Annotated in this window: 21 protein-coding genes and 1 pseudogene; 7 read left to right on the top strand and 15 right to left on the bottom strand. The window is 59.5% G+C overall.

Going from position 1 to position 21802, the window contains the following annotated elements:
• Positions 1-202: 202 nt before the first annotated feature.
• The 5 genes and pseudogenes from F3H58_RS27815 to F3H58_RS17095 form a co-directional block, all read right to left on the bottom strand.
• A pseudogene (locus tag F3H58_RS27815) lies at positions 203-790 on the bottom strand (SPFH domain-containing protein); the annotation flags it as partial.
• 90 nt (positions 791-880) lie between these two features.
• Positions 881-1915 (bottom strand): ferrochelatase, encoded by a 1035-nt coding sequence (hemH, locus tag F3H58_RS17110; RefSeq protein WP_142780764.1) that lies wholly within the window; start codon positions 1913-1915, stop codon positions 881-883.
• Positions 1916-2270: 355 nt separating this feature from the next.
• On the bottom strand, positions 2271-4196 hold the full coding sequence (locus F3H58_RS17105; RefSeq protein ID WP_149743009.1) for a 5'-nucleotidase C-terminal domain-containing protein: 1926 nt from the start codon (positions 4194-4196) through the stop codon (positions 2271-2273).
• Between the two features lie 214 nt (positions 4197-4410).
• Positions 4411-4785, bottom strand: coding sequence for an outer membrane lipoprotein Omp10 (omp10, locus tag F3H58_RS17100; RefSeq protein ID WP_003506132.1), 375 nt, complete (start codon positions 4783-4785; stop codon positions 4411-4413).
• A gap of 149 nt (positions 4786-4934) precedes the next feature.
• Positions 4935-6380 (bottom strand): homospermidine synthase, encoded by a 1446-nt coding sequence (locus F3H58_RS17095; RefSeq protein WP_149743008.1) that lies wholly within the window; start codon positions 6378-6380, stop codon positions 4935-4937.
• 258 nt (positions 6381-6638) lie between these two features.
• Between F3H58_RS17095 and F3H58_RS17090 the strand changes: the two genes are divergently transcribed.
• Positions 6639-7547 (top strand): sensor domain-containing diguanylate cyclase, encoded by a 909-nt coding sequence (locus tag F3H58_RS17090; RefSeq protein WP_020809358.1) that lies wholly within the window; start codon positions 6639-6641, stop codon positions 7545-7547.
• Here F3H58_RS17090 and F3H58_RS17085 read toward each other — a convergent pair.
• On the bottom strand, positions 7544-8179 hold the full coding sequence (locus F3H58_RS17085; protein WP_149743007.1) for an aminotransferase class IV family protein: 636 nt from the start codon (positions 8177-8179) through the stop codon (positions 7544-7546). The genes F3H58_RS17090 and F3H58_RS17085 overlap by 4 nt on opposite strands.
• 99 nt (positions 8180-8278) lie before the next feature.
• Complete coding sequence (locus tag F3H58_RS17080; protein WP_149743006.1) at positions 8279-10129, bottom strand: M3 family oligoendopeptidase; 1851 nt, start codon at positions 10127-10129, stop codon at positions 8279-8281.
• Between the two features lie 169 nt (positions 10130-10298).
• Between F3H58_RS17080 and F3H58_RS17075 the strand changes: the two genes are divergently transcribed.
• Both F3H58_RS17075 and F3H58_RS17070 read left to right on the top strand, forming a co-directional pair.
• Entirely contained in the window at positions 10299-11846 is a 1548-nt protein-coding gene (locus F3H58_RS17075) for a sigma-54-dependent transcriptional regulator (protein ID WP_003520377.1), read from the top strand.
• 175 nt (positions 11847-12021) lie between these two features.
• Positions 12022-13926, top strand: coding sequence for a peptidoglycan L,D-endopeptidase MepK (locus F3H58_RS17070; RefSeq protein ID WP_188128961.1), 1905 nt, complete (start codon positions 12022-12024; stop codon positions 13924-13926).
• 85 nt (positions 13927-14011) lie between these two features.
• On the opposite strand, the gene pyk is transcribed toward F3H58_RS17070, so the two are convergent.
• Positions 14012-15451, bottom strand: a complete 1440-nt coding sequence (gene pyk / locus F3H58_RS17065) for a pyruvate kinase (RefSeq protein WP_065656511.1) — start codon at positions 15449-15451, stop codon at positions 14012-14014.
• Positions 15451-15837 (bottom strand): DUF1036 domain-containing protein, encoded by a 387-nt coding sequence (locus F3H58_RS17060; protein ID WP_020012242.1) that lies wholly within the window; start codon positions 15835-15837, stop codon positions 15451-15453. The genes pyk and F3H58_RS17060 overlap by 1 nt, the downstream gene beginning before the upstream one ends.
• A 291-nt stretch (positions 15838-16128) precedes the next feature.
• Here F3H58_RS17060 and F3H58_RS17055 point away from each other — a divergent pair, with 291 nt between their 5' ends.
• The 3 genes from F3H58_RS17055 to F3H58_RS17045 all read left to right on the top strand — a co-directional run bounded on the left by F3H58_RS17055 (position 16129) and on the right by F3H58_RS17045 (position 17643).
• Positions 16129-16917, top strand: coding sequence for an N-formylglutamate amidohydrolase (locus F3H58_RS17055; protein ID WP_149743005.1), 789 nt, complete (start codon positions 16129-16131; stop codon positions 16915-16917).
• 15 nt (positions 16918-16932) lie between these two features.
• Complete coding sequence (locus F3H58_RS17050; protein WP_149743004.1) at positions 16933-17238, top strand: DUF1244 domain-containing protein; 306 nt, start codon at positions 16933-16935, stop codon at positions 17236-17238.
• A 147-nt stretch (positions 17239-17385) separates the two neighbouring features.
• Positions 17386-17643, top strand: a complete 258-nt coding sequence (locus tag F3H58_RS17045) for a DUF2312 domain-containing protein (protein ID WP_020812069.1) — start codon at positions 17386-17388, stop codon at positions 17641-17643.
• Positions 17644-17711: 68 nt separating this feature from the next.
• On the opposite strand, the gene F3H58_RS17040 is transcribed toward F3H58_RS17045, so the two are convergent.
• The 5 genes from F3H58_RS17040 to F3H58_RS17020 all read right to left on the bottom strand — a co-directional run bounded on the left by F3H58_RS17040 (position 17712) and on the right by F3H58_RS17020 (position 20511).
• Positions 17712-18332, bottom strand: a complete 621-nt coding sequence (locus F3H58_RS17040) for a tetratricopeptide repeat protein (protein WP_149743003.1) — start codon at positions 18330-18332, stop codon at positions 17712-17714.
• 99 nt (positions 18333-18431) lie between these two features.
• Entirely contained in the window at positions 18432-18557 is a 126-nt protein-coding gene (gene ykgO / locus F3H58_RS17035) for a type B 50S ribosomal protein L36 (protein WP_003497670.1), read from the bottom strand.
• Between the two features lie 146 nt (positions 18558-18703).
• Positions 18704-19780: a 5-(carboxyamino)imidazole ribonucleotide synthase gene (locus F3H58_RS17030; RefSeq protein ID WP_149743002.1), complete on the bottom strand. Its 1077-nt coding sequence runs from the start codon at positions 19778-19780 to the stop codon at positions 18704-18706.
• A gap of 11 nt (positions 19781-19791) precedes the next feature.
• A complete protein-coding gene (gene purE / locus F3H58_RS17025; protein WP_149743001.1) occupies positions 19792-20292 on the bottom strand; it encodes a 5-(carboxyamino)imidazole ribonucleotide mutase in 501 nt (166 codons plus the stop codon).
• A 15-nt stretch (positions 20293-20307) separates the two neighbouring features.
• Entirely contained in the window at positions 20308-20511 is a 204-nt protein-coding gene (locus F3H58_RS17020; RefSeq protein ID WP_003497661.1) for a YdcH family protein, read from the bottom strand.
• Positions 20512-20745: 234 nt separating this feature from the next.
• Here F3H58_RS17020 and F3H58_RS17015 point away from each other — a divergent pair, with 234 nt between their 5' ends.
• Positions 20746-20922 (top strand): YdcH family protein, encoded by a 177-nt coding sequence (locus F3H58_RS17015; RefSeq protein ID WP_003506164.1) that lies wholly within the window; start codon positions 20746-20748, stop codon positions 20920-20922.
• Positions 20923-21025: 103 nt separating this feature from the next.
• Here F3H58_RS17015 and F3H58_RS17010 read toward each other — a convergent pair whose 3' ends face one another.
• The gene (locus tag F3H58_RS17010) at positions 21026-21790 is read right to left on the bottom strand and encodes a sulfite exporter TauE/SafE family protein (protein ID WP_003520365.1); all 765 of its coding nucleotides are present in this window, start codon (positions 21788-21790) and stop codon (positions 21026-21028) included.
• Between the last annotated feature and the right edge of the window lie 12 nt (positions 21791-21802).

The following is a 21802-nucleotide window of genomic DNA, read 5'->3' as shown; positions in this document are numbered from 1 at the left end:
CCGTGCCGATCTCTGCGAGAGCCTCGGTATATTTCTGGGCGACGAAATAGTTGATGGCGTGGACATTGCCGGCGGCGATGGCTTCCGAGACCATGCGGGTGGCGTTGGCTTCGGCCTCGGCCAGACGCTCGCGCGCCTCGGCATCGCGGAATGCCGCCTCGCGCTGGCCTTCCGCCTCCAGAATGGCGGATTGCTTTGCGCCTTCCGCGCGCAGGATCTGGGCATTGCGGGCGCCTTCGGCTTCCAGCACCTGCGCGCGTTTTTCGCGCTCGGCCTTCATCTGCCGCGCCATGGAATCGACGAGATCCTTCGGCGGTGCGATGTCCTTGATTTCGATACGGGTGACCTTGATGCCCCATGGTCCCACCGCCTCGTCCACCACACGCAGCAGGCGGTCGTTGATGGCGTCGCGGTTCGACAGCAATTCGTCGAGGTCCATCGAGCCCATCACCGAACGGATATTGGTCATGGTGAGGTTTTCGATGGCCATTTCCAGATTGGCGATCTGATAGGCGGCCTGCGCCGCATTGAGGACCTGATAGAAGGTGACGGCGTCGGCGGAGACACTGGCATTGTCGCGGGTAATGACTTCCTGCGTCGGGATGTGGAGCACCTGCTCCATCACATTCATTTTCGAGCCGATGCTTTCGAAGAACGGTACGATGAGGTTCAGGCCGGGTTCGAGCGTGCGGGTGTAGCGCCCGAACCGTTCAACCGTGTAACGATGCCCCTGGGGGACGGTCTTGATGCCGGCAAACAGCACCAGAATAACGAGAACCACCGCTGCCATGACGACGATGTCGAAACCGCCCAATGCAATCATCACTTTTCCTCCTGATCGGAACCGTCCGGGTTTTACCCCGGCATCGTTATGGCAAGATTACACCCATCCTTGCAACTCCCGCCGCACAACCTTTTCGAGAACATTCATGCCCTCGGCGCTGTCGTTCAGGCAGGGAATATGGGTAAATTTCTCTCCGCCATTATGCAGGAAAATCTCGCCCGCTTCACCGGCGATTTCTTCCAGTGTCTCAAGACAATCCGAAACGAAGCCGGGATTCATCACGGCGATGCGCTTGATGCCTTCCGACGCCAGCTTTTCCACGGTCTTGTCGGTATAGGGCTGCAACCATTCTTCCGGTCCGAAACGCGACTGGAAGGTGATCATGAAATTTTTCTCTGTCCGCCCCAGTGCCTCGCGCAGCAGCCGTGCGGTTTTCTGGCAGTGACAATAATAGGGATCGCCCTTTTTGAAATAGGATTGCGGAATGCCGTGGAAAGAGGTGATCAGCATTTCCGGCTCCCAGTCCAGCGTCGCCAGATGGTTTTTGACGGAGGCGGCGAGCGCTTCGATATAGGCCGGATCGTCGTGATAGGGCGGTACGGTGCGGATGGCGGGCTGCCAGCGCAGCTTCATCAGATGCTCGAAAGCCTTGTCGTTCACGGTTGCCGTCGTCGAGGCGGCATATTGCGGGTAAAGCGGGAAAAGCAGGATTTTTTCGCAACCCTGTTCCTTCAGCGCGTCGATCTTCGAGGCGATGGAGGGCTGGCCGTAACGCATGCCCCAGTCGACAGCGACATTGGGCAGGTCCTTCAGTGCTTCCGCCAGCAGTTCTCCCTGGCTGCGAGTATAGGTGCGCAGATAGCTTTCATTGCGCTCGTGGTTCCAGATTTCTTCATAGGCCTTACCGACTTTCTGCGGGCGCTTGTTGAGGACAATGCCGTAAAGGATCGGATACCAGTAGAGACGCGACCATTCGATTACCCGCTTGTCGCTCAAGAATTCCGCCAGATAACGGCGCATCGGCCAATAGTCCGTACCGTCAGGCGTGCCGAGGTTGACGAGCAGGACGCCGACCTTGCCAAATGCCGTGCGGGGATGGTTTGCGGGGAGTGCGGATAGTTCTGTCGCCATGAATGACACCCTGAAACTCGGACTGGTTGTATGAAGGAGCGGTTCCGTTTCGGACAAGGGCGGAAACGCTCCATCTTCTGTTTATGCGCGCCGAACGCAAACCGCGACGGGGTTGGGCCGGCAATGCCCGAGCTATACGCTCGTGCCGTCAATTTGTTCACGTGTTCTAGACGAAATTTTTCAGGATTAAACCACCGGCGGAGGCTATTTCCGGGGCGGGGGGCGCTGCAGGATGTCCTTTGCCAAAATTTGATCTGTAAGGATTTGTTTTTAAAAGGAAAATAAGAAGCCGGCCCCGATCTCCGAGGGCCGGCTTCCTGTCTGCGGCAAATTGCCCTGTCTGTTCCCGTCCAGCTTATTGAGCCGGCAGTTCCAGCTCCTCGCCGATCTCGATGTGGTTCGGATGCCTCAGCGTGTTTGCCTTGGCAATCCTGCTCCAGAGAGCGCCGTCGCCATATTTCTCGGCTGCGATCTTCCAGAGCGAGTCGCCCTTTTCAACGACATATTTGCTGGCGGCGGCAGCGGCTGCGGCGGGCGTCGCCGTGGCCGGAGCCGTGGCGGCCGGTGCTGTGGCAGCAGGTGCTGCGGGAGCGGGTGTAGCGGTCGGCGCAGGTGCGGTTGCGGCCGGCGCAGCTGCCGCAGGCTTTGCCGGCGCGACATAACCGGCAGGCGTCACTTCGCTGATACGGCCATCCGTGTAGGGCTTATAGGGGCTGTTGGCGGTGATATAGGCCGCAACGGCTTCCTCGAGGTTGGGGCCGAAGTCATAGGCGTTGATGGCCTTGGTCGCAAAGACCTTGAAGCCATCGCCGCCGGTACGCACGTAATTATTGGCCGCGACGATATAGGTCTTGGCGGGATCGAGAGGCACGAAAGCGTCGCCTTCCTTGACCTCGACCGAAACGACCCGGCCGCCGGCCGGCTTCGAGCGGTCGAAGGAATATTTCAGGCCGGAGACCTGCATGAAACGACCAGCGCCGTCGTCGATCTGGCTGACGCCGTTTTCGAGGGCGGCGCGAATATCCTCGCCCTTCAGCTGGAAGGTCGCGACGGTGTTCTGGAACGGCAGAACCGTGAGCACTTCGCCCATGGAGACATCGCCGGCATCGATGGAGGAGCGCAGGCCGCCGCTATTGGCGAAAGCGATGGTCACGCCCTGATCCTTGACGCGCGCAAGCGTTGCATCTGCCACCAGATTGCCCATGGAGCATTCCTTCACGCGGCAAACCTTGCGGTCTCCCTCGATCGGGCCTTCCGAAGAGCCGACGACCTTCGATTTCAGAGCCTCGATCGGCGCCTTCAGCTCATCGATGCGCTTCAGCGTGGCTTCATCGGGCTTGAAGGAGGAGTCGATGAGAATTGGATCGCCCTTGCTTTCCTTGACCACGCCACTGTCGTCGAAGACCACTTTGAGGTCGCCCAGATATTTGCTGTACTGTCCGGCCTGAACGACCGGAACCTTGTAGCCGCCGGGATTGTCGACGAGGGTCGGATAGGGGCCTTCGGCCTTCTGGTCGGTGTTGGAAAGCAGCGTATGTGTGTGGCCGCCGACCACGACGTCGACGTCAGGGATTTTGGCGATGAATTCGAGATCGCGCGGATAGCCGACATGGGTGAGCGCGATGATCTTGTCGACGCCGTCCTGCTTCAGCTTCTGCACCTGCTCGCTGATTTTCGCGACATCTTCGGCGATGGTGATATTGGGACCGGGCGTTGCCAGTTCCGCCGTGTCGTTCGCGACCGCGCCGACAATACCGATTTTCTGTCCGCCGACTTCGAGCACGATGGACGGCTTGACGCGATCGCCGATTTTCGAGGCGGCGGTGGCCACCACATTGGCGGTAACGACGGGGAACTGCACCTTGTCGAGGAAGCCGGCAAGCCCGTCCTCGCTGTCGTCGAACTCATGGTTGCCGACGGTCATGGCGTCGAACTTCATGGCGTTCAGCACTTCCGCTTCCACCGTGCCCTTGTAGGTGGTGTAGAACAGCGATCCCTGGAAATTGTCGCCGGCATTGAGCAGGAGGACATTCTTGCCTTGAGCCTTCAGGGCATCACGGGTCTGATTGATTGCGGTCAAAAGACGGGCGGCGCCGCCGAAGCATTCGTTTTTGCCTTCTTCTTCCGCCGAGCAGGTCGAGTCGAACTTGTTGATCGATTCGATACGGGAGTGAAAATCGTTGATGTGAAGAATGTTGAGCTCATAATCGGCCAGAGCCGCTCCGGCCGAAAGCGTTATCGCCGAAACGCTCAGCATGCCCAGTCCCAAAATTTTCTTCATGGTCCCTCTCTCCTGTTCAAAGCGGAAGCCCGGGGGTCGATCATCCTCCGGCCGTGCTCATTTTCTAATCTGAAATCATGTCAGTCTTTCAAAGCGCGATGTTTCCATTTAGCGGCAATCGCCGCAAGCGAAATTATGACAGGCGCACAATAAACAAAAACGCACGCCTGAGGCGTGCGTTCCAGAAGATCATCTCTTTGAAAAGGTGACGTTATCAGCCCTGGCGCGTCAGCGAGAACTGGCTGTTCGTGTCCGTCGTGCAGTTCAATTGTGACGGGGAGACGAGGGCGCAGTTGACGCGCGACTGCGTGTTGCGCACTAGCGAGGTCATGTTGATTTCGTAAAGCGTCGGCGAAATCGTCACATAGGTGCCGGAGGCCAGAAGCGTGTTGGTATCGGTCGAACGGGTGGAGAAGGCGCCGTTCTGGAATGTCGATACGATGCCGTTGCGGTCGATCCAGCGACCGTCGACGGCCGGGCCGCGGGAAAGCGAAGGCGCCATCGAGGTCTGCTGGGAGGGACCCGGCGCGACGCATGAAGACACCGCGATGGCGGCTGAAAGCAAAGCAGCGCTTGTCTTGAAGTTCATGGGCCTGTTCTCCTGCGATTCGATGAAACCTTCTGTGCTTCGACCATGCCGCGAAGCGTTGCTTATTTCAAGGCAACGTTGTTCGCTCTCCCCGGTTCCTGATGTCCTGCAGGAAAGCCCCTGCGTGACAAATATGAGACTCCGCCCCGTCAGCGCACGAGGATGTTGCGAAACTGCCAGGGATCGGACGTATCGATATTGTCGGGAAACAGACCGGGGCGGCCATCGGTCGGCTTCCAGTCGGTATAATGTCCCTCGACGGGTCCGAGATAAGGGCGCTGTACCTCAAGGCAACGGCGGTAATCCATTTCATCCGCCTCGACGATGCCGGCTTGCGGATTTTCGATCGCCCAGACCATACCCGCGAGCACAGCGGAGCTGACCTGCAATCCGGTCGCATTCTGGTTGGGGGCGAGTGAGCGTGCTTCCTGCAGGCTCAACCGCGAGCCATACCAATAGGCATTCCTGTCATGGCCATAAAGAAGAACGCCGAGTTCATCGGCGCCGTCGACAAGCTCGTCTTCGCCGAGCACATGCTGGATCTGCTGGGGGGTGCCGCCATTGCCGAAAAGCTCATGCAGGGAAAGAATGGCGTCATTGCAGGGATGGTAGGCATAGTGGCAGGTCGGCCGATAGGTCACGTCGCCATCATCGTTGCGGACGGTGAAATAGTCGGAAATCGAAATCGCTTCGTTATGCGTGACGAGAAACCCGTATTGCGGCCCAAGGCCCGGACACCATGTCCGCACCCGCGTATTGGCGCCGGGCTGATCGAGATAGATCGCCGCCTTGCTTCCCTTTTTCTGCTTTTTTGCGTTTTTCGGCATCCAGTTTTCATGCGTTCCCCAGCCGAGTTCGGCCGGCTGAAAACCTTCCGCGATAAAACCTTCGACCGACCATGTGTTCCAGAAAGCGCCGAAGGGTTTCGGCTCTTTCGCCCGTTGGGTATCGCGCTCGGCCACATGCACGCCCTTGACGCCAAGCCGCTTCATCAAGTTTGCCCAGCCTTCCCGGTCATGCGGCTGCGGCTCCTCGATGTCGAGGCCGGTATCTTTGGCGAGATTGACGAGTGCCTGTTTCACGAACCAGGACACCATGCCCGGATTGGCGCCGCAGGTGGAAACCGCAGTCGTGCCGCCCGGCTTGCGTGCCCTCTCCTTCAACATGGTTTCGCGCAGCGAATAATTGGTTCTGGCCGCATTATCGGCATCGGCGTCGAAATAAAAACCGGGCCAGGGTTCGACGACCGTGTCGATGTAGAGCATGCCATGCTTGCGACAGATCCGCATCAGATCGACGGAGGCGGCATCGACCGAAAGATTGACGCAGAAGCCCTGGCCCTGAACGCCCTTGAGGAGCGGCTTGAGAATCTCGCGGTAGTTTTCCTTGGTCAGATGCGTCTGGATATGGCGGATGTTCCTTTCGGCCAGAAAGGCGGCGATGTCTTCGCGCGGGTCGATGACGACGAGCCGGGTCCTGTCGAAATTGAAATGACGTTCGATCAACGGAAGAGTGCCGCGCCCGATGGAGCCGAAGCCGATCATGATGATGGGGCCGTCAATATCGCCGTAAATCGGGTGGTTTTTATCCGTCATTCGTCAATTTTCCTTTTTTAGCCAATAAGTAAGCTAGATCACAAAAGCGTGCCACAATAAAGGGCAGGTGGATGACGGACATATGACGATGGCGACGGCAAGACGGTCGCGCGCACCCTTTCCACTGCATTCTGCCTCTTCGCATTTTAGATAGTGAGTTTATAATTAAGTTCTTCTTTTCCTCTCTATGTCCAAAGGCTTGGGGGCTTTGGCCGGATGACGACGGGGGAATTTTCGCCATCACGGGAGAGTTGCCTGTTGAATAATCTTATCGAGCGTGTCGCAGCGCTTCAGAGTGCCACCCCCGTTCTTATTGCGCTTTACGATTCCGAGGACCGGTTGCGCCATGCCAATCCGTCGTTTCGGGAAAGCTTTCAGCTCGCCGCCGGCGATTTCCCCACCTGGGCGGATATCATGCGGCTGAACCATCGGCTGCGCACCGGTGTCGTCGTCCGCAACAACGATTTCGAGGGATGGCTGCTGTCGGCGCAGTCCCGGCGCGGCAAGCTGCCCTACCGCGCCTTTGAGATGGATATGCATGACGGCCGCTGGTTCTGGATGACGGAAACGGTGCAGCAGGATGGCTGGATGCTGTGCGTTGCAAGCGACGTCACCGAATTGCGCCAGGGCTACAGAACGCTGCGGCAGGACCGGGATCTGGCAGTCCGCGCCTCGCAGACGGATGAATTGACGGGAACGGCAAACCGCCGTTTCGTCTTCGCCAAGCTGGCTTTGCAGGTGGAACGGGTTGCCAAGGGGCTGGAAACGCCTTTTTGCCTGTGCACGCTCGATATCGATTTCTTCAAGCAGATCAACGACCGTTTCGGTCATAAATGCGGGGATGCGGTGCTTCGCGATTTCGTCGGCATCGCCCATTCCGTCATCCGGCGGGTGGATTGTTTCGGCAGGATCGGCGGTGAGGAATTCATGCTCATCCTGCCGCGCAGCACGGTGGCCGAGGGCCGGGAGATCGTCGAACGGCTGCTGCAGAAGGTGCGCCTTTCGAGGCCCCTCTCCGAATTTCCGGATTTTTCCTATAGCTGCTCGGCCGGGCTAACGGTCTATCGCGCGCCCGAGAGCGCCGACGATGTTTTCATGCGGGCGGATCAGGCTCTTTATGCGGCCAAGGAAAAGGGCCGCGACCGGCTTCTGGCGGTGACTGTTTAAACGAGTTCCGCCGCAATCAACCCATGCAGTGAATTGCCGACGAAGAGTTTCCGGCCGGCAATGTCTTCCGGTTTCAGCGCCTGTCCACGTGCCCTGCGTTCGCGGATCAGATCGGCGCGCAGCACACCCGGCAGAATGCCGCTGTCGAGCGGCGGCGTCAGCAATTGCCCATCCGGCATTTCGACGAAAATGCTGGTGGACGATCCCTCGCACAACTCGCCGCGCTCGTTGAGCAGCAGCACCTCGTCGGCCTCCCCGGCTGAAAATTCGGCCCGGGCGGCATCATAGGGCTCGCGGCGTGAGGACTTGTGGCGATAGAAGGTGTCGGAGGAGTCGAGCGTGGTCTGCCGGGCGATGCGAACCCGCCAGAGGGCATCCTGCCGCAACGGCTGGAAGTCGGCGGTTTCGATATCGAGTTCGCCCTTGTAGTTCATGACCAGCCTAACGCAGAGCGGCTTTTCGCCACCCACCTTCTTTTCCAGCACCTGAACCGCATTGACCGGCGCGCGAAAACCGAGCGCGTCGGCGGAGCGCAGCAGTCGGCGCATATGCTGGTCGATGCGCTGAAAGCCGGTCTGCGGCTCCCAGCGCAGGGTTTCCCTCAAGGTCAGATCGGCGGGTTTCCGTTTCATTGCCTGTGCTCGTCGCCTGAATTGTTGCCGGTGTCTTCTGCCGGCAATATCAACCGGCAAAGCTTGTCCGAAATAGGATAGCCCTGCCGGCGGAAGAGATTAAGCCTGTTTGTTATCCAGCGCTTCCAGCTCGTCGATCAGTCCCTCGATCATCGAAAGCCCCTTGTCCCAGAAAGAGGGATCGGTCGCATCGAGGCCGAAGGGTTTCAGAAGCTCCGAATGGTGCTTGGTGCCGCCCGCCTTCAGAAGCTCGAAATATTTCTCCTGAAAACCTGTCTCGGCCTTCTGGTAAACCGCGTAGAGCGAGTTTACCAGGCAGTCGCCGAAGGCATAGGCATAAACATAAAACGGCGAGTGAATGAAATGGGGGATGTAGGTCCACCATGTCTCGTAGCCTTCGGAAATCCGGATTGCCGGACCAAGGCTCTCGGCCTGAACGGACAGCCACAGTTCGCCGATCTGCTCGGAGGTCAGTTCTCCCTGTTTGCGGGCGGTGTGCAGCTTGCGCTCGAATTCATAAAAAGCGATCTGGCGCACGACCGTGTTGATCATGTCCTCGACCTTGCGGGCGAGCATGGCCTTGCGTTCCCGGACATCTTTCGTGTCGTCGAGCAGCTTGCGGAAAGTCAGCATTTCCCCGAAGACGGAGGCAGTTTCGGCAAGCGTCAGCGGTGTTGAGCACATCAGTGCGCCCTGCTCCCCGGCCAGAACCTGATGCACGCCATGGCCAAGCTCATGGGCAAGCGTCATCACGTCGCGCGGTTTACCGAGATAGTTGACGAGCACGTAAGGATGAGCCGAGGGCACGGTCGGATGCGCGAAGGCGCCCGGCGCCTTGCCGGGGCGGGCGGGGGCGTCGATCCACTCTTCATCGAAGAAACGGCGGGCAATATTGGCCATCTCGGGGGCGAAATTGCCATAGGCGGAAAGCACGGTGTCCTTTGCCTCATCCCAGGGAATGATGGTGTTCGACGTATCGGGAAGCGGCGCGTTGCGGTCCCAATAATTCATTTGTTCCATGCCGAGCCATCTCGCCTTCATGGCGTAATAACGATGGGAGAGGCGCGGATAGGCCTTCTTGACCGCCGCCGCCAAGGCATCGACCACCTCGCGCTCGACGCGGTTGGCGAGATGGCGGCTATCGGCAATATCCTCGAATTTGCGCCAGCGGTCGGAAATATCCTTGTCCTTGGCAAGCGTGTTGGTGATGAGCGTGAAGACGCGCAGATTGTCCTTGAAGGTGGCGCTCAGCGCCTGAGCCGCTTTTTTTCGGGTTTCCGGCTCCGGCTCCTGCAGCATGTTGAGCGTCACCTCCAGCGGCAGGCTCGCGCCGTCAATGTCGAAACGCAGATCGGCCATCGTCTCGTCGAACAGGCGGTTGAAGGCCGCCGCGCTGGTCATCGATTTTTCGAGGAATAGCTGCTCCAGCTGGTCGTCGAGCTGGTGCGGCTTGTCCTTGCGCAAATCCACCAGCCATGGGCGGTAGTGACCCGCCGCGGCGTCATTCGCCATGCAGGCGTCCATCGTGGCGTCATCGATGCGGTTGAGCTCAAGGGTGAAGAACAGGAGGTGAGAGGAAATATCCGTCAGCTTTGCCTGGGCATCGCCGTAAAGCTTGCCGTTTGCCGGGTTCGACGTATCGGAAAAATAGGTGAGCCCGGCAAAGGAGCCGATGCGGCCGATGAGATCGTCCAGCGCTTCATATTCCTTGAGCGCGGCGCCGATGCCGTTTTCGCCCGTCGCCTTCGCGGCTGCTTCAAGCTTGCCCTTCCATTTCTTCTCGAAAGCCGCCGCCATCGACGCCGCCTTGTCGAGATCGCCCTTGTATTCCGGCGAATCACCCGACGGATAGAGGTCCGAGAGCTTCCAGCCGGGCAGGTCGCCAAGCGCCGGACCGGCAGTTTCGGCAAGGGAGAAGACGGGTTGCGGGGTAGGGCGGTTGAGGGTCATCGAACGTGTCCTTCTGATTATGCGTGCGAAGCATATGGGGACCTTGTTTCCCGCGGCAATGGATAAAATGCAAGCAATTCTCAAAACTGGATGTTCAAGTCTCCCATGCCAGAGTGCGGAATAAGGGACCGCATGAAGCAGGTCCATAAACCGGAAACCGGAGCTAAAAATGACCGCGCATGTTCTCGTGATAGACGATGATCCCGTCCAGCGCCGCCTGCTCAAAAATGCGGTGGAACGTTATGGGCATCTCGCCTTGCTCGCCGAAAACGGCAAGGCGGGGCTGGAACTGCTCAAGCAATATAGCGGCGAGATCAATGTCATCGTCCTCGACCTCATGATGCCTGAAATGGACGGGCTTACCTTTCTCAAAGCTATCGGCGAACTCGGCACCGATGTTCCCGTCATTGTCCAGACGGGGCAGGGCGGCATCGATACCGTCGTGCAGGCCATGCGCGCCGGCGCTTTCGATTTTGTCGTCAAGCCGGTTTCGCCGGAAAGGATCGGCGCTGCCATCTCCAATGCGCTCAAGCTCGACAGGAGAGAGGCAAAGGCCCGCACGGGCCGGCGCGGACGGAGCAATGCAGTGAATTTTACCGATATCGTTTCCGCAAGCCCCGCAATGCTGAGGGTCATCGAACTCGCGCAGCGCGCCGCCCAGTCCAGCATTCCCGTGGTGCTGGAAGGCGAATCCGGTGTGGGCAAGGAAATGGTCGCCCGCGCCATCCAGTCGGCCGGCGACAGGGCGAGCAAGCCGTTCATCACCGTCAATTGCGGCGCCATTCCCCATAATCTCGTGGAAAGCATCCTCTTCGGCCACGAAAAGGGAGCCTTCACAGGCGCGACGGAAAAACATGTCGGCAAATTCATGGAGGCGGATGGCGGCACGCTGTTCCTCGATGAAATCGGCGATCTGCCGCTGGACGTGCAGGTGAAGCTGCTCCGCGCGGTCCAGCAGGGCGAAATTGAAACCGTCGGCTCCGCACGCGTGCAGAAGGTGAATGTGCGGCTGATCTCCGCCACCAACAAGAACCTCATCGAAGAGGTGAAGGAAGGTCGCTTCCGCGAAGACCTTTATTATCGCCTCAATGTCTTCCCGATCACCATTCCAGCGCTGCGCCGCCGCAAGGAAGATATTCCCCATCTGGCGCGGGTTTTCGCCGAGCGCTTTTCGGCAGAACAGAAATTGCCAAATCCCGTCGGCCTCAATGCCAGCGCGCTGGCGCTGCTGACGGCCTATGACTGGCCGGGCAATATCCGCCAGCTCGAAAACGCCGTCTTCCGTGCGGTAGTGCTCTCACAGGGCGAGGAACTGTCGGATTCCGATTTTCCGCAGATCGCGCTTCAGCTGCCGGAATTTTCGACCGGCGATGATGCGGACGATGTCATCCGCACACCATCTGGAGCGTCGCTGAAGCTTGCGGCCTATTCGCCGGCCCCGCCACCGGCCGCTGAAAACCACGCCGTCATCGAGGAGCCGTCGGATATTTCCACCACCATTTACCGGGGCGGAAACCTGATCTCCAGCATGGATGAATCGGGCAACATCCGCAAACTGGCCGAGATCGAGGAGGAGCTCATCCGTTTCGCCCTGCGCTTCTATCGCGGGCAGATGAGCCAGGTCGCCAGAAAGCTTGGTATCGGCCGTTCGACTCTTTACCGAAAGCTGAAAGATTATGGCATCGATCCCGACGATCCCCTTCGAGATGCAGCCTGAGCGCACAAACCCCGCATTCGAAGGCAGATCGTAAATTCGTTAACTTCTGAGCAAGGATATCCGCTTACCGTCTATAAACCTCTTGTTAGTGGCTGATTCACTATGTAGAGGAAGGTTGTATGTGTGTGGCAATTTTGCCATCGTGTCACCGTATTTGACGTTCATTTGAGGCAATGTGACAGAAATTGTCTTCCAGGCGGGGATCGAATTGCCATATCTGCATCGGAATAACGCGCTTTCGACTAAGATCGCGCGCGGCTTGATCAAGGATATATGCACGAAGCTGTCGGCGCGCGCTGTCACCTTTGCCTGCCTGATGCTCGCCGCAATGCCTTTCGTAGGTGTTTCGGCGACGGAAGCCGCCGCCGAGACGCGAAGCCTCAAACTGTATTATATCCATACACGCGAGAAGGCGGTCATCACCTTCAAGCGCAATGGAAAATATGACCAGAAAGGTCTGCAGGAGCTGAACCGCTTCCTGCGCGACTGGCGGCGCAACCAGCCGACACGCATGGACCCGCGCCTTTTCGATCTCGTCTGGGAAGTTTATCGCCGCAGCGGCGCGACCGACTATATCAACGTCGTTTCGGCCTTCCGCTCGCCGGAGACCAACGGTTTGCTGCGGACACGCACCAAGGGTGTCGCGGAAAAAAGCCAGCATATGCTCGGCAAGGCCATGGATTTTTATATCCCCGGTGTGAAGCTTGCCCGCCTTCGTGAAATCGGTATGCAGATGCAGATCGGTGGCGTCGGTTTCTATCCGACGTCGGGCTCCCCCTTCGTGCACATGGATGTCGGCGGCGTTCGCGCCTGGCCGCGCATGAGCCGCCAGGAACTCGTCCGCATCTTCCCGAACGGCAATACGCTGCATCTTCCTTCCGACGGCAAGCCGCTTCCCGGTTATGAGCAGGCGCTTGCCGATTACAAGAAGCGCGTCAGCTCCTCCTCCATTCAGGTTGCTTCCAGCGCCGGTGCCGGCCCTGCCTCATCTGGCGGCGGCAAGCGCAAGACCCTGTTGCAGGCGCTCTTTGGTGGTGGCGACGAGGATGAAGATCCCGATAGCATCGCAGCGCCGGAGCCCGCAGAACGCCCGGCTGTCGCCCGTCCGGCGGCTCCGCAGCAGGCGGCTCCGGAGCCTGAACCCACCATTGCAGTTGCTTCGGCACAGGCGCTTCCCGGCGTGAACGATGCACCGCTGCCAACGGCTCGACCTGCCTTCGGTAACCAGCCGCCGGCCAATACCGGCCTTGCGACTGCGCTTTATTCGCCGGCCCGCAATGCCGCACAGGATGCCCTGCAGGCAGCGACCACGCCGACTCCGGCTTCCGCGCCGGCCGAGCGCCAGCAATTTGCCGATCTAGCTGAAGTATCCGTGCCGGTGCCCACACTTCTTGGGCCGCGTGGCATGAAAGGTGATGCGGAAGGATCGATTCTGACGGCGTCCGCAGATGGTGCGACACCGGCTGCGACCGGCGAACTCGCCTCTGTTCCGGTTCCTGCCAATCGTCCGGCCGTGGCGGAAGCCCTGCTGGCGGCGGCCAATGCCGACCCTGAAGGTGAGGACGATCTCGCCGAGGCGCAGGAGGATACGCTTTCGCCGACGGTGGTTGCCGCACTTGAACAGAGCGGTCAGGCCGCCCGGTCGCAGGTCCAGTCGGCTGCCATGCCGACAGCCGCGCCATTCCCGGCCGCCGTCAACCATAAGGTTACCGTCGCACCCGCCGAAACGGCCAAGGTTGAACCGCAGGCTGGCTTCGGTGATGCTTTCGACCTGAAGCCTGCCATCAATGGCGGCCTCAGCGCCGGCATGCCGACCAAGGGTTCGCGCCCGAGCAGGCAGGATGCCGCCGTTTCCCAGCAAGCCATGGTGGGCGGTGGACGCCTGACGCAGGATCTGATTTCGGATTGGGCGCTCAATCAGAACAAGGGTACGACCGGGCGCTCGGTAAAGGCGCCGCGTGTTGTCGCCAACCGCATGCTCAGCAACGACATGTCGGCGTCCGCGACCTCGGCGAGCTTCAAGCCCGGTGCCGTTGCCATCGAATCCAGCCGCTTCAGCACGCCTGTGAAGATGCACTGAGCCTGCTTTCGTAGGTAAGACGGCCGAGAGGCCAACAAAAAACCCGCCGTTACCGGCGGGTTTTTTTATGCTGGATATTGAAGCTTTAGACGCCGCTCTGGCCGTCCGAGCCGATATAGGCGATGCGGACCATATTGGTCGCGCCCGGGGTGCCGAGGGGCACGCCTGCGGAGATGATGATACGATCGCCCGGCTTGCCGAAACCTTCGGAAACCACGATCCGACAAGCGCGGTTCACCATGTCGTCGAGGTCGCTGGCATCGCCGGTGACGACGCAGTGCAGGCCCCAGACGACCGACAGGCGGCGGGCGGTCTGGATGATCGGCGACAGCGCGATGATCGGAACCTGTGGCCGCTCACGCGCGGCGCGCAGGCCGGTCGTGCCCGAGGACGTATAGGTGACGATTGCCGCAAGCTTCAGGGTTTCGGCGATCTGGCGCGCGGCAAGCGAAATGGCGTCGGCGCCGGTCGGTTCCGGCTGGGCGCGCTGCGCATAGATGATATTGGAATAATAGGGGTCCTGCTCCACCGTGCTGGCAATGGATGCCATGGTGGAAACCGCTTCGACCGGGTAGTCGCCGGAGGCAGATTCAGCAGAAAGCATGATGGCGTCTGCGCCTTCGAAGACGGCGGTCGCGACGTCGGAGACTTCGGCGCGGGTCGGTACAGGTGCGGTGATCATCGATTCCAGCATCTGCGTGGCTACCACGACCGGCTTGCCGGCGCGGCGGCAGGCGCGGGTCAGCTGCTTCTGGATGCCCGGAACGGCCTCCAGCGGCATTTCGACGCCGAGATCGCCACGGGCGACCATCAGCGCGTCGGAAAGTTCGATGATTTCCTCGATGCGCTCGACAGCCTGCGGCTTTTCGATCTTGGACATCAGGCCGACGCGGCCGCGTGCGATCTTGCGCACTTCGGCAAGGTCTTCCGGACGCTGGACGAAGGAAAGCGCCACCCAGTCGACTTCGCCGGTGGCGAGAACGGCGTCGAGATCGACGCGGTCCTTGTCGGTCAGAACGCCGACGCCGAGCAGCGTATCGGGCAGGCTGATGCCCTTGCGATCAGAAATGCGGGTGCCGGAAATGACGGTGGTGACGATGCTCTTGCCGTCGCTCTTTTCAGCGCGCAGATGCAGCTTGCCGTCGTCGATCAGCAGGCGATGGCCGGGCTTGACCGCCTCGAGAATTTCCGGATGGGGAAGGAAAACGCGGGTGTTGTCACCAGGCGTGTCGTTATTGTCCAGCGTGAAGGTCTGGCCCGGAACGAGCTCGACCTTGCTTTCGGCGAATTTTCCGACGCGCAGCTTGGGACCCTGCAGGTCGGCCAGAATGCCGATGGGGCGGCCGGTACGGCTCTCGACAGAACGGATACGCTGAATGAGCGTCCGCATCACGTCGTGGCTCGCATGGCTCATGTTGATCCGGAAAAGATCTGCGCCAGCAAGATGCAGCTTCTCGATCATCGCCTCTTCGGAAGAGGCCGGGCCGAGAGTTGCAAGAATTTTGACTTTGCGGTTACGCTTCATCAGTTTTGATTTCCCTGTGTGCCTGGCGTATCGGAGAGCTGGACCATCCAGCTGCCCTGTCTGCCCGTGTCATATTCCTTGAAACCCATTCTCTGGAAGCTGCGGGCAAAACAATCGTCCACGCCGTTGATCTTGAACTCGTTTTCCGCCACGCACATGTTGACGTCACCGGTCCAGCGGCCGCCATGGGCGGCATCTTCGGCATAGAGATAATAATAACGTGACTGCAGCTCACCCTCGATCAACGTCGCGCAGGTCGAGGAGGGGACCTGCCACCAGCCTTCGCTGACCCAGCCCTCCTGTGCCCGGTAGCCGATTGCGACCCCCACGAGGTTCTGCGTGCTGTTGCACACGCGAAAATCCGCATGCGCGGGCGCCGCGATCATGAACGGGGTCAGAAACAATGCCGCTGCGGAAAAAAGACGGGCGATATGCCGAAAGTGGCGAGGAAGAGCGAGAGATGACTGAGTCACGGCTTCCATCCGGATTCCATGGTTATAATGAACACACTTCTTGGCGTGGCCGCCCAAGAAAGTCAACGCGATTTTAATCGATTATATTGTTCGTGGGATCGTGAGTGCGATAAGGTAGATGGCTGTTCTTTCGCCGCAACTTGCGCCCGGCCTCAAGCCATGCCATCAAGCTTCTCTCCTCAATCCTGCCCCAGAAAATCATCGATGAACGACTTCATACCCTATGAAATCATAGAAGGCGATTATGACAAAGGCATGGTTCTTCTGGCGGACCATGCCATGAACCTCCTGCCGGCACACTACGGCAAACTTGGCCTTCCGCAAACCGCTTTTCATCGCCATATCGCATTTGATATCGGTATAGAGGGGCTGACGCGCTCACTTGCCGCACGCCTTGGCGTGCCGGCGGTGCTCGGGCGGTTTTCCCGGCTGCTGATCGATCCGAATCGCGGCGAGGATGATCCCACTCTCATCATGAAGATTTCCGACGGGGCGATCATCCCTGGCAATCATCCGATTTCGGACGAGGAATGGCAAAGGCGGATCGAGATTTTCCACCGGCCCTATCACAATGCCGTGGATCGTGTGCTGACCGGCGTGGCCGAGGCCTCGGAAGAAGCGCCGCTGGTTCTGTCGCTGCATTCCTACACGCCATTCTGGAAGGAAACGCCGCGGCCGTGGCATGCGGCGGTTCTGTGGGATACGGATCATCGTGCGGTCGATCCGCTTCTGGCGCATCTGCGGGCCACGGGCGACATCCTCGTCGGTGACAACGAACCCTATGACGGAGCGCTCAAGGGCGATACCATGTATCGCCATTGCATGACGAAGGGCATACCGCATGCCCTTCTCGAGGTTCGGCAGGATCTGATTGCGAATGAAGGGGGGATCGCCGAATGGTCGGACCGGCTCGCTCCCATTTTCGCCGCAATGAACGACGATCCCGTCCTGCATGAATATCAGCAGTTCGCCTCCCGCACCGGTCCCTACTGAGCCTGGAGTTTTGCCATGACGAATGAGAACGACAATCGGCAGGTCGAATTCGAGGCGGCGGCATTTCGCCGTCTCGTGCAGCACCTTCGCGAACGCCACGACGTGCAGAACATCGACCTGATGAATCTCGCCGGCTTTTGCCGCAACTGCCTGTCCAACTGGTACCGGGAAGCGGCCGAAGAGGCCGGTGTTCCGCTCAGCAAGGAAGAGTCCCGGGAAATCGTCTACGGCATGCCCTATGATGACTGGAAGGAAAAATATCAGGCGGAGGCGAGTGATGCCCAGAAAGCCGCCTTTGAGCAGAACAGGCCCAGGGAATAACCCCGATCGACGGAAACGACTTGACGCGACGCCTTTCAGTGGGCAGTTCACAGGCCGGAATTCTGCTGCCTGCCGGCAGCGACCGGCGAAAGCTTCGCCCGGAAATAATGAACAAGGCTCGCATGCGGGCCGCCAATGAAGGATGACATGATGGACGATACCAGCACCACCGAAACCGTCGCCGCCGCGGAACTGCGCCAGTTCATCGAGCGCGTCGAGCGCCTCGAAGAAGAAAAGGCCGCCATACAGGGTGATATCAAGGATGTCATGGGCGAGGCGAAGGGCCGTGGTTACGACACCAAGGCGATCCGCACCATCATCCGCCTGCGCAAGAAGGATGCCAATGAGCGCATCGAAGAAGAAACCATTCTCCAGACCTATATGGCCGCGCTCGGCATGGAATGATCGGCTGGAAACGCCTCAATGAAAAATCGCCGCTTTTGCGGCGATTTTTGTTTGAGCATCTTGCGAATTCAGCCGCGCGTGCCGGCCAGCTTTTCCGAAAGGTCGACGGCCTCCTTGCGGGCGTCCTTGTCGGCGGGGTAAAGCGCCAGATAACGTTCCCACGCCTTCAGCGCCAGCTCGTCTCGGCCCGAGGCTTCGAGGATGTTAGCGAGGCTTGCCAGCGCCGGGAAATAGCGCGGCTCCCTTTCCAGAGTCAGGTTGATATCCGCCATCGCCTTGCGGGTGTCGCCATCGGCAAAATGCACCATGGCGCGGCGATAGGGCGCCTGCACATAGTCCGGATCGAGCAGAATGACCTGGTCGAGAAAATCGTAAGCGGCGGCGTTGCGCTTTTCGTCGGCGGCTTCGCTCGCCCATTGCATCAGCAGGTTGACCGTTGCGCTGCCGGAATCATTCCATTCGGAGGCGATCTGGTTGGCGATGCTGCGCGCCTTGACCGCATTCCGTTCTTTTTTCAGCGATGCGAAAAGCGTGTCGATCGTCTTGGCGGGTGAAGGCGCGGAGTCCGCAAGAGCAGGCGGTTGCCCGTCCGCCGCGTGGGCAATGGCAGCCATTCCCGGAAAAGGGAGGCTTGAAAACAGGAAGCCCTGAGCGAGAATGAGTGCTGTGCAAAAACTATTTGGGCGCATGGGTTAAAGCTTAACCCGGCTGCGCCCAATATCAAATGCAAACTTCTGCACTGTCAACAAAGTGATCTGCGAAACATCGCGAACCGCAGTCGCGGTCAATCAGCCCTGACGAGCCTTGAAGCGCGGGTTCTGCTTGTTGATGATGTAGACGCGGCCCTTGCGGCGAACCAGGCGGTTATCGCGATGACGGGCCTTAAGCGCTTTAAGCGAATTCTTGATCTTCATTTTACTGGTCCGCAGTTTTGCACGGATTTTGCCGTGCTATTCAAACAATCAAAAGCGCGCAACAGGGCGCGCTCTTTTCGGTTGGCAGGCAGATACCTGTTTGAGCCCTGCCTGTCAACACTTGCCCGTGTCTTTGCCTTAAAAGACTAGGCTTTTCCTGTGCGCAAAAGCTCGGTCACATGGCCCATCTTGCGGCCCGGCCGTGCTTCCGTCTTGCCGTAGAGATGCACGAGACAGTCTTTTTTCGACAGCCATGCCGGTACATCGTCGATGTCGTCGCCGATGAGGTTGGTCATGACGCAATCCGAATGGCGATCCGTGCTGCCGGGAGTAAGGCCCGATACGGCGCGGATGTGCTGTTCGAATTGCGAGATTACGCAGGCCGCCTCCGTCCAGTGGCCGGTATTGTGAACGCGCGGCGCCATTTCATTGGCGACCAGCGAACCGTCCGGCAGGACGAAAAACTCGATGCCGATGACGCCGACATAATCCTGCGCGGCCAGAAGCTTTTCCGCCGATTGCACGGCAACTTCCCTAGCGGCGTCGGAAAGTGCGGCCGGAACGGTGGACGTGTGTAGAATGCCGTTCAGATGGACATTCTCGGCGGGATCGTAACAGGTGACGGTCCCATCCAGGAAGCGGGCGGCGATGATCGAAATTTCCCGCTCGAAGGAGATGAAGCTCTCGAGAATCAGCGGCACGCCGCCGAGCGCCGCAAAGGCACCTGCGAGGTCTTCTCCACCGCGGAAAAGTCGCTGGCCCTTGCCGTCATAACCCATGCGACGGGTTTTCAGAACGCCCTTGCCACCGAAGGCGGCCAATGCGGCCTCCAGCTCTTCCTGACTGTCCACGGCACGGAAATCAGCAGTCGGGATGCCGCAGCCATTGAGGAAGCGCTTTTCCGTCAACCGGTCCTGCGAGGCGCTGAGCGCTTTCGGAGGCGGATAGACGGGAACGGAGAGGCTGAGCTTTTCGGCGGCCGCAACAGGCACGTTCTCGAATTCGTAGGTCACGACATCGCAACGGCTTGCGAGTTCCGCAAGCGCGTTTTCGTCGTCATATTCCGCCACGATCTGCTCGTTGCAGGCCTGCGCAGCCGGACAATCGGCCTGCGGTTCAAGTACGATGGTACGGTGGTTGAGGCGGGTTGCGGCCATCGCCAGCATACGCCCGAGCTGCCCGCCACCGATGATGCCGATAGTCAGGTTGGTCGTCTTTGCCATCACTTTTGTCGTCACTGGGCGCTGTCCATGGGATATTCCGCGACAGCCGCCGACTGGCGCGCGCGCCAGGCATCCAGCCGGTCGGCGAGGTCGTCGTCGCTCAGCGCCAGAACCGCGGCGGCAAGAAGGGCCGCATTGATCGCGCCGGCCTTGCCGATGGCGAGCGTGCCGACCGGAATGCCGGCGGGCATCTGCACGATGGAATAGAGGCTGTCCTGGCCGGACATGGTCTTGGACTGAACCGGAACGCCAAAGACGGGAAGCGGCGTCATTGAGGCCGTCATGCCAGGCAGATGGGCGGCGCCGCCCGCACCGGCGATGATGACCTTGAAGCCTTCGTCCTTCGCGCCATTGGCGAAGTCATAAAGCCGGTCCGGGGTGCGGTGGGCGGAAATGATGCGGGCTTCGTATTCGATGTCGAGCGCATCCAGCGTATCGGCGGCGTTCTTCATGGTCTCCCAGTCGGACTGGCTGCCCATGATGATGGCGACGGGGGGCGTTTCTGCTGTCACGTAATGTCTCCGGGCTCAGGCGATGATATCGGGAATGACCTGGTCTTCGAGCTGGGTCATCTTGTCCTTGACGGCCAGCTTCTTCTTTTTCATGCGCTGTATTCTCAGCGCATCGCAGCTGGTCTGGATCATCGCGTTGATCGCCGCGTCATAATCCTCATGCTCCTGGCGCAGCCGCGCCAGCGTGAGCCTGATGTCCGCCTGGTCCTGATCGGGCATCTCGTCATCCCCATTTTATGCCAGCCGGATCGGCTCCGGCGCGTCTGTGATCGTTCACGAGCCTCTATCATCAAATCGCGGTAACGGGAAGTTATCCCTTGCGACCAAATTGCCCACTTATTGCCTTCATTTCGCCTTCGACAAGCGGCGCGATCCGTGTCACATTGCCGTCGTAAACCTGAAACTCCAGCGATGGAGAGCTGGAGGTAGGTTCAAAAAGGAAGGACGTGCCGCATGACCATTCAGGCTCATATTGCATCGCTCGAAAAGAAACACGGTGCTCTGGAGGAGGAGCTCGAAAGTATTCTTGCTTCCCCGTCGTCTGACGATAGAGAGATCGCGGACCTTAAACGTCGAAAACTGCGCCTGAAGGATGAACTGCAGAGGCTCAAGGCCTCGACAAGACATTGATTTATGCCAGCCCGTCGGCCCTCGATGAATGAGGGGCCGACGGGCTGAGCCTTTGGAGCTCTGGCGGCGAAAACCTGCTGCCAGAGCTTTTTTATTGTCGGATTTAGAACGGCAGTCCGTCCCATAGCAGTTTAAGCGCTGCAATCAGCGCCATGGCATACATGAGTGGGTAAAACACGGCCGGTTTCAGATATTTCACCACCCTGGCGCCGGCAAGCGTCGCCAGCATCGCCACCGGCAGCAGGCTTGCCGATGTCTTGAGGTTGGTGGCGTCCAGCGCGCCGAGCGCGAAATAGGGAATGAGCTTGATCGCATTCATGATGGCGAAGAAGCGCACGCTCATGCCGGTATAGGTCTTCGGATCGAGCTTCAGCGGCAGAACATAGATCTGAAAGGGCGGACCGCCCGCATGAGCCACGAAACTCGCATAACCCGACAGGCTGGACCAGAGGGTTGCAGCAGCCGGTCTTTGCGGCTTGGCCGGAATTTCCTGGCCTTTGCGGCTTTTGAAGCTCTCATAGAAGTAACGCAGTACGAACAGGATCGTGACAGAGGCGACGACGAGACGCATGGCGTCCGCGGAAATGAGGCTCGAGGTCGCCCAGCCGAGCGCGATACCGGCGATTGCTCCCGGCAGCATGATGAGGAGCGTTTCCCGGTGGTTGTAATGCCGCCAGGCAAAAAGCGCCACGATATCCATGACGATCAGGATCGGCAGGAAGATGGCCGCCGCCTGCACGGGCGATACGGCAAGCGCCATCAGCGGCACGCCCATAAGGGCGAGAGCGCCGCCCAGCCCGCCCTTGGAAAGGCCGACGAGCACGACTGCGGGGATGGCGACGAGATAAAAATGAAAATCGGTGAGCATGGATGGACAGTT

Origin of the sequence: Rhizobium sp. NFACC06-2, assembly GCF_900101425.1 — a bacterium.
Taxonomy (GTDB): domain Bacteria; phylum Pseudomonadota; class Alphaproteobacteria; order Rhizobiales; family Rhizobiaceae; genus Agrobacterium; species Agrobacterium leguminum.
This window is presented reverse-complemented; position numbering and strand designations above follow the sequence as displayed.

Coding starts and splice junctions, on each gene's coding strand:
- F3H58_RS17105 (WP_149743009.1), bottom strand. CDS start 4,196: ATGAAGAAAATTTTGGGACTGGGCATGCTGAGCGTTTCGGCGATAACG.
- F3H58_RS17040 (WP_149743003.1), bottom strand. CDS start 18,332: ATGCGCCCAAATAGTTTTTGCACAGCACTCATTCTCGCTCAGGGCTTC.
- F3H58_RS17010 (WP_003520365.1), bottom strand. CDS start 21,790: ATGCTCACCGATTTTCATTTTTATCTCGTCGCCATCCCCGCAGTCGTG.
- F3H58_RS17020 (WP_003497661.1), bottom strand. CDS start 20,511: ATGCCCGATCAGGACCAGGCGGACATCAGGCTCACGCTGGCGCGGCTG.
- F3H58_RS17015 (WP_003506164.1), top strand. CDS start 20,746: ATGACCATTCAGGCTCATATTGCATCGCTCGAAAAGAAACACGGTGCT.
- F3H58_RS17050 (WP_149743004.1), top strand. CDS start 16,933: ATGACGAATGAGAACGACAATCGGCAGGTCGAATTCGAGGCGGCGGCA.
- ykgO (WP_003497670.1), bottom strand. CDS start 18,557: ATGAAGATCAAGAATTCGCTTAAAGCGCTTAAGGCCCGTCATCGCGAT.
- F3H58_RS17055 (WP_149743005.1), top strand. CDS start 16,129: ATGAACGACTTCATACCCTATGAAATCATAGAAGGCGATTATGACAAA.
- F3H58_RS17075 (WP_003520377.1), top strand. CDS start 10,299: ATGACCGCGCATGTTCTCGTGATAGACGATGATCCCGTCCAGCGCCGC.
- F3H58_RS17085 (WP_149743007.1), bottom strand. CDS start 8,179: ATGAAACGGAAACCCGCCGATCTGACCTTGAGGGAAACCCTGCGCTGG.
- F3H58_RS17030 (WP_149743002.1), bottom strand. CDS start 19,780: ATGGCAAAGACGACCAACCTGACTATCGGCATCATCGGTGGCGGGCAG.
- pyk (WP_065656511.1), bottom strand. CDS start 15,451: ATGAAGCGTAACCGCAAAGTCAAAATTCTTGCAACTCTCGGCCCGGCC.
- omp10 (WP_003506132.1), bottom strand. CDS start 4,785: ATGAACTTCAAGACAAGCGCTGCTTTGCTTTCAGCCGCCATCGCGGTG.
- hemH (WP_142780764.1), bottom strand. CDS start 1,915: ATGGCGACAGAACTATCCGCACTCCCCGCAAACCATCCCCGCACGGCA.
- F3H58_RS17095 (WP_149743008.1), bottom strand. CDS start 6,380: ATGACGGATAAAAACCACCCGATTTACGGCGATATTGACGGCCCCATC.
- F3H58_RS17045 (WP_020812069.1), top strand. CDS start 17,386: ATGATGGACGATACCAGCACCACCGAAACCGTCGCCGCCGCGGAACTG.
- F3H58_RS17080 (WP_149743006.1), bottom strand. CDS start 10,129: ATGACCCTCAACCGCCCTACCCCGCAACCCGTCTTCTCCCTTGCCGAA.
- F3H58_RS17060 (WP_020012242.1), bottom strand. CDS start 15,837: ATGATCGCGGCGCCCGCGCATGCGGATTTTCGCGTGTGCAACAGCACG.